The sequence below is a fragment of the Streptomyces azureus genome, from assembly GCF_001270025.1.
Classification (GTDB): Bacteria; Actinomycetota; Actinomycetes; order Streptomycetales; family Streptomycetaceae; genus Streptomyces; species Streptomyces azureus.
On sequence record NZ_DF968204.1, the window covers coordinates 22,320 to 31,625 of the forward strand.

The window sequence follows — 9,306 nt, forward strand, 5'->3', positions numbered from 1 at the left end:
TCGTCGGCATGGCAATCGTGACGTTCGTCGACGAGACGACAACGGGGGAGCGGCGGGCGGCCTGGGGGCTGGAGATCGCCGAGGAGCGGCTGACCGCGCGGGAGTTGATCCGGCGCCGGGTCTTCCAGGAGGTCGCCGAGTTCAACGCCCGTACGCCGGAGGTGTACCAGGGGCTCGTGCAGCCCGAGGACGCCGAGCGCGTGCTGAACGGGTACGCCCTGCGCACGCCCCGCCGGATCGACCCCGAGGCACAGACGGCCCTGGCCCTGCGGGCATTCGCGGGGAACGGCTTCCTGGTGCTGGTGGGGGACCGTCAGGTCACCGACCTGGACGAGGAGATCGAGCTGACGCTCGGCACCGAGGTCACGTTCCTGAAGCTCGTGCCCCTGGTCGGTGGCTGATGAGCGCCTTCCGCACACCCCGGTCGCACGCGGACCGGCTGCGCAACAGGATCGCCGAGGGCGACATGGTCCGGGTCGCCGAAGAGGCGCTGCGGGTCGTGGAATCCAGCCACGGCAGCTGGGGCGGCAGTTGGGGGCAGGTCCTGGACCAGCTCCGCGACCTGCCGGCCGAGCGCCGCCGCGAGCTGCTGCACGCCCTGGCCGACCGTTTCGGGCAGGCCGGTGACGACACGAAGGACCGCTGCCGCCATCTCGCCCTGTGCGGCCTGGTCTCCGAAGGCCTGGACGACGACCCACTGGCCGCCGAGCGGCACCGTGCCCTGGACGATCTGGCCCGGCGGCAGACCTTCTGGTACGCGGCCCGCTTCGACGTCCTGGCCCGGGCCGAACTGGCCGCGGGCCGCCCCCTGTCCGCCCCCGTCGTGGCCGTCTTCCGCCGTGCAGCCCTCGACGCCGACCGCGCGGGCGACCTGACGGCGCTGGCCCGGCAGCTCACCGACCCCGTCCTCAACGTCGGCGAGGCATGGGCCGAACAGGCCATGCGCGACGCCACGACCCCCGACTGGCGGGCCCTCCTGACGCACGTGCTGACGGCCACGGCGTCCAAGCCCACGGCCAAGTGGGACAAGGAGGCGCGTGGCCTGCTGGACACGCTGGGCACGGACGCGGTCCGAGAGACGCTCCTGTCCTGGCTCGCTCTCGTCGGCCGTCCCCGCACCCTCCCGCTGGAGCCCCGCGCGTGGGAGCCGGACATCAACAGCGCCTACGACCCCTACAACGCGACAGCCCTGCGCGGCCTGGCCTGGCTCCTCTCCCTCCTGCCGCCCCACCCCGGCACGGTCCGGGCCCTCGGCGCGCTGGTGGAGACGTCACTGCGGAAGGTCGCGGGTATCGGCCCCCGCAACCCGAAGGTCGCCAACGCGGGCGTCGTCGCGCTCGCCCGCATCGACTCCGAGGCCGCCCTCGCCGAACTCGCCCGGCTGGCCACGCGAGTGACGTACAAGAACACCGCCAAGCTCCTCGGCACGGCCTTGGAGGCCCGGGCCACCGCGCTCGGCCTCAGCCGCGAGGAGATCGAGGAACTGGCGGTCCCGGCCTACGGGCTCACGGAGGTCGGCCGGGCGACACACCGCCTCGGCGAGGCGACCGCCCTGCTGGAGATCCAGGGCACCCGGGCCGTGCTCGGCTGGCGCAACGTGGCCGGCAAACCGGTCAAGAGCGTGCCCGCGGCGGTGAAGCGCGACCACGCCGACGAGCTGAAGGAACTGAAGACCTTGGTCAAGGACATCGACAAGATGCTCTCGGCGCAGAGCGAGCGCCTGGACCGCCAGTTCCTGGCCCGCCGCAGCTGGCCGTACGCCCTCTGGCGCGAGCGCTACCTCGACCACCCCCTGGTCGGCACACTGGCCCGCCGCCTGCTGTGGACGATCGACGGCAGGATGGCCGGCTACGCGGACGGGGAGCTGCGGACCCTGGCCGACGAACCGCTCACCCAGGGCACGCGGGTCGAACTCTGGCACCCGGTCGGCCGCGAACCCGCCGAGATCATCGCCTGGCGCGACTGGCTGGAGCGGCACGGCATCACCCAGCCCTTCAAACAGGCCCACCGCGAGGTGTACCTGCTCACCGACGCCGAGCGCGCCACGCGCACCTACTCCAACCGCTTCGCGGCCCACGTCCTGCGCCAGCACCAGTTCAACTCCCTGGCCGCGCTCCGCGGTTGGCGCAACAAACTCCGCCTGTGCGTCGACGACTCGGCCCCTCCCGCCACCCGCGACCTGCCCCAGTGGCGCCTGCGCGCCGAGTACTGGATCGAGGGCGACGGCGAGGAGTACGGCCTCGACACCACCGACTCCGGCACCTATCTGCGCCTGCGCACCGACCAGGTCCGCTTCTACCCGATCGACGCCCCGGAGAACTGGGCCCACTGCTCCGGCGGCGAGTACTCCATGTCGCTCGCCCCCGGCCAGGACGCCGTCGCCCCGCTCCCCCTGGAGGACATTCCGCCCCTGGTCCTCTCCGAAGTCCTGCGCGACGTCGACCTGTTCGTCGGTGTCTCCAGCATCGGCAACGACCCCACCTGGCAGGACGGCGGCCCCGGCGGCCGCTTCCGGGAGTACTGGACGTCGTACGGCTTCGGCGAACTGAACCAGAGCGCCGAGACCCGCAGGCACCTGCTCGAACGCCTGGTCCCCCGCCTGGCGATGGCCGACCGCTGCACCCTGGAAGGCCGCTTCCTCCACGTCAAGGGCGACCGCCACACGTACAAGATCCACCTGGGCTCGGGCAACATCCTCAGGACCCCGAACGACCAGTACCTCTGCATCGTCCCGAAGTCCGACCCGTCGGCCCCGCGGACGGGATACCTCCCCTACGAGGGCGACCGCATGCTGGCGGTGATCCTGAGCAAGGCGATGATGCTGGCGGAGGACACGAAGATCACAGACCCGACGATCCTGAGCCAGTTGTGAAACTCAGTCGCCCGAACCCGGCCGACCCGCCAACAGGATCGCGGCGACGTCGAGTGTGACCTCGGCACCGAGCGTGTCGGGGAGCGTGACGAGTTCGCCGGGGGCATGGGGACGGTGGTTCGCGTATGTGTCCCCGGCGGGTTCGGTGAGGACGTGGAGGCGCTGGTGCTTGCGGTCGACGATGACGTACACGGGGACCTTCGCCTCCGCGTACGCGGTGACCTTGGTACGCAGGTCGGCTCGGTAGTTGCTGGAGGTGACCTCCAGGACCAGGCGGAAGCAGACGGGGTCGTAGCAGTTGTTCTCGATGAGGTGGCCCCGGTAGTCGGCGTCCACCAGGGACAGGTCCGGGATCGCGTAGTCCTCCGTGCCGGTCGGCAGCCAGAGGCTGATGCCCTGAACCAGCTTCGAGTCCGGCCCGTGAAGGCCCGCTGCCACGAAAGGCAGCATGAGGTCGGTCAGGGCCACCGCGTGCGAGCCGTCGGGGGGTGGGGACACGAGGATCTGGCCTCCGATGATCTCGACTCGGTAGCCCGGGTTGCGCTCCATGAGCCGATTGGCCTCCGCGATCAGCGGACGCTTTCCGTAAGGCCGCTCGACGGCTGCAGCGGACATCAGGTGCCTCCCGTGGCTGGTGTCGAGAGCATCATCGTAGGCCGGACGACGTCCGCGCGGCCTACGCAGCTGCATTCACCCGATGGTGTGGCATATGCCAGAGGGCCCCGTTCCCAGCGGAAACAGGGCCCTCATGAGCTAGTGCCGCGGCAGGCAACGTTTGCCCGTCAAGGAGCGGCGTCCGGTGCGTGCTCTGGGGGTACCCCCTGCTCGAAGAGCTTGGGGGAGTGCCGGCCGGAAGTCCTCGTACTGGATGTACTTGGGCTTTCGGCCGGTGCGGCGAGAGTGCGTGCCGGGCGTCGCGACGGGGCGAACGTTGCCTGTCGGGGCACTAGCGGTCGATCTCAGTAGCGGCGCGTGATCAGCGCTCGCTTCACCTCGGCGATCGCCTTCGTGACCTCGATGCCGCGCGGGCAGGCGTCCGTGCAGTTGAAGGTCGTGCGGCAGCGCCAGACGCCGTCGCGGTCGTTGAGGACCTCCAGGCGCTGCTCGCCCGCCTCGTCACGCGAGTCGAAGATGAAGCGGTGGGCGTTGACGATGGCGGCCGGGCCGAAGTACTGGCCGTCGTTCCAGAAGACCGGGCAGGACGTGGTGCAGGCCGCGCAGAGGATGCACTTCGTCGTGTCGTCGAAGCGCTCGCGGTCCTCGGCCGACTGGAGACGCTCGCGCGTGGGCTCGTTCGTGTCCTTCGTGATGAGGAAGGGCATGACGTCCCGGTACGCCTGGAAGAACGGCTCCATGTCCACGACCAGGTCCTTCAGGACCGTCAGGCCCTTGATGGCCTCGACCGTGATCGGCTTCTCGGGGCTGATGTCCTTGATCAGCGTCTTGCAGGCAAGGCGGTTCTTGCCGTTGATCCGCATCGCGTCCGAGCCGCAGATGCCGTGGGCGCAGGAACGGCGGAACGTGAGGGTGCCGTCGAGTTCCCACTTGATCTTGTGGAGGGCGTCGAGGACGCGCTCCTTCGGGTCGATCTCCAGCTGGAAGTCTTCCCAGCTGGCCTCCGCCGCGACCTCCGGGTTGAACCGGCGGATGCGGAAGGTGACCGTGATGTACGGGGAGTCGGCGAAGCCGGGCTCGGGCTTTCCGGCCGCGTCCGACTTGTCCAGAACGGGGGTAGCCATCAGTACTTACGCTCCATCGGCTGGTAGCGGGTCTGGACGACCGGCTTGTAGTCGAGACGGACGGTTTCGGAGCCGTCGGCGCCGACCTCGCGGTACGCCATGGTGTGCCGCATGAAGTTGACGTCGTCGCGGTTCGGGTAGTCCTCGCGGTAGTGACCGCCGCGGGACTCCTTGCGGGCGAGCGCGGAGACCGCCATGACCTCGGCGAGGTCGAGCAGGTTGCCCAGCTCGATGGCCTCCAGCAGGTCCGTGTTGAACCGCTTGCCCTTGTCCTGGATCGAGACGTTCTTGTAGCGCTCGCGCAGCTCCGCGATCTTCTCGACCGCGGTCTTGATCGTCTGCTCGGTGCGGAACACCATGACGTTGGCGTCCATGGTCTCCTGGAGCTCACGGCGCAGCGTCGTCACGCGCTCGGTGCCGGTGGAGTCGCGCAGCATCTCCACCTGCTTGATCACGAACTCGGCCGGGTTCTCCGGCAGCTCGACGAAGTCCGCCGTCTGGGAGTACTCGGCCGCGGCGATGCCGGCCCGCTTGCCGAAGACGTTGATGTCCAGCAGCGAGTTCGTGCCGAGGCGGTTCGCGCCGTGCACCGACACACAGGCGACCTCGCCGGCCGCGTACAGGCCCGGGACGACCGTGGTGTTGTCCGCCAGGACCTCACCCTCGACGTTCGTCGGGATGCCGCCCATCGCGTAGTGGGCCGTGGGCTGGATCGGGATCGGGTCCGTGTACGGCTCGATGCCGAGGTACGTACGGGCGAACTCCGTGATGTCGGGCAGCTTGGCGTCCAGCTGCTCCGGCGGGAGGTGTGTGAGGTCCAGGTAGACGTGGTCGCCCTCGGGACCGCAGCCGCGGCCTTCCCGGATCTCCGTGTAGATGGAGCGGGACACGACGTCACGGGACGCGAGGTCCTTCATGACCGGCGCGTACTTCTCCATGAAGCGCTCGCCGTCCTTGTTGCGGAGGATGCCGCCCTCACCGCGGGCGCCCTCCGTCAGCAGGATGCCCATGCGCCAGATGCCGGTCGGGTGGAACTGGAAGAACTCCATGTCCTCCAGCGGGATGCCCCGGCGGTAGACCGCCGCCTGGCCGTCACCCGTCAGCGTGTGCGCGTTGGACGTCACCTTGAAGAACTTGCCGCAGCCGCCGGACGCGTAGATCACGGCCTTCGCCTGGAAGACGTGGATCTCGCCGGTGGCCAGCTCGTACGCCACCACACCGGCCGAGCGCTTGACGCCGTCGACCTCGGTGATGAGCTGGTCGAGGACGTAGAACTCGTTGAAGAACTCCACGCCCTCCTTGACGCAGTTCTGGTACAGCGTCTGGAGGATCATGTGGCCGGTGCGGTCGGCCGCGTAGCAGGAGCGGCGGACCGGCGCCTCGCCGTGGTTACGGCTGTGACCGCCGAAGCGGCGCTGGTCGATCGTGCCGTTCGGCGTGCGGTTGAACGGCAGGCCCATCTTCTCCAGGTCGAGGACGGAGTCGATGGCCTCCTTCGCCAGGATCTCGGCGGCGTCCTGGTCGACCAGGTAGTCACCGCCCTTGACCGTGTCGAAGGTGTGCCACTCCCAGTTGTCCTCCTCCACGTTGGCCAGCGCGGCGGCCATGCCGCCCTGCGCGGCGCCCGTGTGGGAGCGGGTGGGGTAGAGCTTGGTGAGCACGGCGGTGCGGCTGCGCTTCGTCGACTCGATGGCGGCGCGCATACCGGCGCCACCGGCGCCGACGATGACGGTGTCGTACTTGTGGATCTTCATGATTCTCGCAGCCCCGTGCCTAGCGGATGTTCGGGTCGAAGGTGAAGATCACCAGCGTGCCCAGCAGGATGGTGAACACCGTGGCGGTGTAGAGCAGGCCCTTGAGCCACAGCCGGGTGTTCGCGCGCTCCGCGTAGTCGTTGATGACCGTGCGCAGGCCGTTGGCGCCGTGCAGCATGGCGAGCCACAGCATCAGCAGGTCCCAGACCTGCCAGAACGGCGAGGCCCAGCGGCCCGCCACGAAGGCGAAGCCGATCTTGGAGACGCCGCCGTCCAGCACGAGCTGGATCAGCAGGTGGCCGAGGACCAGCACGACCAGCACCACGCCCGACAGGCGCATGAACAGCCAGGCGGCCAGCTCGAAGTTGCCCCGGGTGGTCTTCGGGGTCTTCCTGGTGCGCTTGCGCGGGGCCTCGATGAGGGGCGCCGGGTTGTCGACGGTGTAGACGGCGCCGCCCTCGACGGGGCCGACGCCCGCAGCGGTCTTCTCAGTCGTGGACATTGGCGTCAGCTCCCGAACAGTTCACGAGCGGCGTGGCCGAGGACGGGGTAGATCGCCCCGAGCATCAGCACGACCCACAGGGCGACGACGGTCCAGAGCATCTGCTTCTGGTAGCGAGCGCCCTTGATCCAGAAGTCGACGGCGATGACGCGCAGACCGTTGAGCGCGTGGAAGAGGATGGCGGCGACGAGGCCGTACTCCAGCAGCGCGACGATCGGCGTCTTGTACGTGGCCACGACGGTGTCGTAGGCCTCGGGCGACACACGGACGAGTGCGGTGTCCAGCACGTGAACGAACAGGAAGAAGAAGATGAGGACGCCGGTGACTCGGTGAGCCACCCAGGACCACATTCCTTCCCGGCCGCGGTACAGCGTTCCAGCCGGCACGGAAGTTTCCTCCGGGAGCGGGGATTGGGGCCGCGCCGGCTTGGTGTGTCGGTCGGGCCCGGCCGGGTACGGTCCACCGGCCCCCAGCATCGTAGCGAGGCGCTGCCGCTGGGCTGAGCCGGGGTCTGGCTGTGTGATCAAACTGGCATGCGTACGGGCTAGCCTTCGGCGGCTTCTGGGGTGGGGTGTCCTGTTATCGGCCGGGTGCGGGTCGCGTGTGGTTGGCCGCGCCCACGCGGCGGTAGCCGCATATCGATCACAGCCCCGCGCCCCTGAGGGCGCTGACCAACCGCGCCCGTGCGAGGCGCCGTAGTTCTTCCGCCACCACCACGCGTTCTTCTTCTGGATCGTTGGTCAATCGTGACCGGATGTCCTCGAGGATGTGGTCCAGGGATTCACGCTGCGGAACTCCCTCCAGGCAGATGACGAACACATGTCCGAAGCGGGCCTCGTAGGCGGCGTGGGCCGCACTGAGGGCCGTGTGGGCCGCGGAGTAGGTGTCCGGCGGGAGGGTCGGCAGGGACTCGGCTGCCAGAGCCTCGGTCAGGTCGGGCCAGGTCAGGTCGTAGGCCGCCTCGTCCGCCGCGGCCAGCAGGGAGTTCAGGTCCGGATAGGGGCGGTGTTCCGCGACACGCCGGGACCAGCGGGGGCTGCGCAGGCAGGAGAGGAGCGTCTGCTCCAGGGCCTGAGCCGAGGCTGCGTTGAAGCGCTCCACCGGTATGGCGAGTCGGCCGGGGAGGTCTGGGAGACGGTGCGCAGGCAGCGTGGGTCCTCGTGGGCGTCACGTGTGTCGGCAGGGCATGTTGTGAGAGATGTGACGTCACGCTATCGAGTGCGACCATGACGTGTCCGACGGATGCCCGAATTTCATCCGGGAGAGAGAGATTCGGAACGCGTGGTGGACGCGCGCCGGACGGGGTCGGGTCTTAGGTTGGCGGGTGTGAGTCAGCACAGGCGCCGGGGTCCGGCGAAGCAGGTGAAGCAGCGGCAGGTACTGGTCGTGGCCATGGCCGTGGCCCTGGTCGTGGTCGCGGCCGGGGTGAGTCTGGGGCTCTGGGCGGTCTCGGGCGGCGACGGCGGGCCGGAGGCCAGATCCTCCCAGGGCCGGACCGCGGCCGCCCCGCACGGCACCTCGCCGGAGGACGCCCCGAGTCCGAGCCGCTCGTACGCCCTGTCCAAGGCGCCGCAGACGATCCCCGCCGTGCGCGAGCACACCGCGGCGCGCGGCCCGGGCTGGCGTCCCGCGAGCGGGAACCGCGTCGTCGTGGACGACCCGGCGCTGGCCGACGAGGGCCGGCTGATCGCCGGTGAGCTCGGGCTGACGTACGAGGGCGAGAAGGACGACCGGCGCGCCGGGGACGTACGGCTGACGCTGAACGAGGACAAGGGTGTGAACCCGGAGTCGTACGTCATGACCGTGCGCGGCGGGCGGGTGGAGATCAGCGGGCCCGCCGACGCGGGCGTCTTCTACGGCACCCGCACCCTCAAGCAGGAGGTGCACGACGGCGGCACGGCGCCCGAGGGCGTGGTGCGGGACGAGCCGGCCAAAGCGCAGCGCGGGTTCATGCTGGACATCGCGCGCAAGAACTTCACGGCCGGCTGGATCGAGGACCGGGTCCGGGAGCTGGGCGATCTGAAGTTCAACCAGCTCGGTCTGCACTTCTCCGACGACCAGGGGTTCCGGATCGAGTCCGACTCGCACCCGGAGATCGTGTCCCAGCAGCATCTGACCAAGGCGCAGGTGCGGAAGATCGTCGACCTCGCGGAGAGCCGGCACATCACCGTCGTGCCCGAGATCGACTCCCCGGGGCACCTCGGCGCGGTCCTCGACGCCCACCCCGATCTCCAGCTGCGCACCGCGCAGGGGTCGGCGGTGCAGGGGGCCATCGACATCTCCAAGCCCGAGAGCGCCGACATCGTCGACGACCTGCTGAACGAGTACGCGGATCTGTTCCCCGGCGGGCCGTGGCACCTCGGCGGCGACGAGTACCAGGCACTTGTGCGCTCCGACCCGGAGGCGTCGTTCCCGCAGCTGGCCGCCGCCGCGCGGGAG

Annotated in this window: 9 protein-coding genes; 3 read left to right on the top strand and 6 right to left on the bottom strand. The window is 69.6% G+C overall.

The window, feature by feature from the left end; all coding sequences use genetic code 11:
* Positions 1–8: 8 nt before the first annotated feature.
* Positions 9–401, top strand: coding sequence for a hypothetical protein (locus AOQ53_RS04315; protein WP_059415112.1), 393 nt, complete (start codon positions 9–11; stop codon positions 399–401).
* Positions 401–2,872, top strand: a complete 2,472-nt coding sequence (locus AOQ53_RS04320) for a DUF4132 domain-containing protein (RefSeq protein WP_059415113.1) — start codon at positions 401–403, stop codon at positions 2,870–2,872. The genes AOQ53_RS04315 and AOQ53_RS04320 overlap by 1 nt, the downstream gene beginning before the upstream one ends.
* Positions 2,873–2,875: 3 nt before the next feature.
* Here the strand turns inward: AOQ53_RS04320 and AOQ53_RS04325 are convergent, their stop codons facing one another.
* The 6 genes from AOQ53_RS04325 to AOQ53_RS04350 all read right to left on the bottom strand — a co-directional run bounded on the left by AOQ53_RS04325 (position 2,876) and on the right by AOQ53_RS04350 (position 7,968).
* A complete protein-coding gene (locus AOQ53_RS04325; protein WP_059415115.1) occupies positions 2,876–3,487 on the bottom strand; it encodes a Uma2 family endonuclease in 612 nt (203 codons plus the stop codon).
* Positions 3,488–3,831: 344 nt separating this feature from the next.
* The gene (locus AOQ53_RS04330) at positions 3,832–4,611 is read right to left on the bottom strand and encodes a succinate dehydrogenase iron-sulfur subunit (protein ID WP_059415116.1); all 780 of its coding nucleotides are present in this window, start codon (positions 4,609–4,611) and stop codon (positions 3,832–3,834) included.
* The gene (sdhA, locus tag AOQ53_RS04335; protein ID WP_059415119.1) at positions 4,611–6,365 is read right to left on the bottom strand and encodes a succinate dehydrogenase flavoprotein subunit; all 1,755 of its coding nucleotides are present in this window, start codon (positions 6,363–6,365) and stop codon (positions 4,611–4,613) included. The genes AOQ53_RS04330 and sdhA overlap by 1 nt, the downstream gene beginning before the upstream one ends.
* A gap of 19 nt (positions 6,366–6,384) precedes the next feature.
* A complete protein-coding gene (locus AOQ53_RS04340) occupies positions 6,385–6,867 on the bottom strand; it encodes a succinate dehydrogenase hydrophobic membrane anchor subunit (protein ID WP_059415121.1) in 483 nt (160 codons plus the stop codon).
* Positions 6,868–6,872: 5 nt separating this feature from the next.
* Positions 6,873–7,253 carry a succinate dehydrogenase, cytochrome b556 subunit gene (gene sdhC / locus AOQ53_RS04345; protein WP_031107855.1) on the bottom strand — a complete coding sequence of 127 codons (381 nt, stop codon included), beginning with the start codon at positions 7,251–7,253 and terminating at the stop codon, positions 6,873–6,875.
* Between the two features lie 256 nt (positions 7,254–7,509).
* Positions 7,510–7,968, bottom strand: coding sequence for a 2-oxo-4-hydroxy-4-carboxy-5-ureidoimidazoline decarboxylase (locus AOQ53_RS04350; RefSeq protein ID WP_059415123.1), 459 nt, complete (start codon positions 7,966–7,968; stop codon positions 7,510–7,512).
* Between the two features lie 291 nt (positions 7,969–8,259).
* Here AOQ53_RS04350 and AOQ53_RS04355 point away from each other — a divergent pair.
* Positions 8,260–9,306 (top strand): family 20 glycosylhydrolase (locus tag AOQ53_RS04355; RefSeq protein WP_148640285.1); only part of this gene is annotated, 1,047 nt, incomplete at its 3' end.

Coding starts and splice junctions, on each gene's coding strand:
- AOQ53_RS04320 (WP_059415113.1), top strand. CDS start 401: ATGAGCGCCTTCCGCACACCCCGGTCGCACGCGGACCGGCTGCGCAAC.
- AOQ53_RS04330 (WP_059415116.1), bottom strand. CDS start 4,611: ATGGCTACCCCCGTTCTGGACAAGTCGGACGCGGCCGGAAAGCCCGAG.
- AOQ53_RS04325 (WP_059415115.1), bottom strand. CDS start 3,487: ATGTCCGCTGCAGCCGTCGAGCGGCCTTACGGAAAGCGTCCGCTGATC.
- sdhA (WP_059415119.1), bottom strand. CDS start 6,365: ATGAAGATCCACAAGTACGACACCGTCATCGTCGGCGCCGGTGGCGCC.
- AOQ53_RS04340 (WP_059415121.1), bottom strand. CDS start 6,867: ATGTCCACGACTGAGAAGACCGCTGCGGGCGTCGGCCCCGTCGAGGGC.
- AOQ53_RS04315 (WP_059415112.1), top strand. CDS start 9: ATGGCAATCGTGACGTTCGTCGACGAGACGACAACGGGGGAGCGGCGG.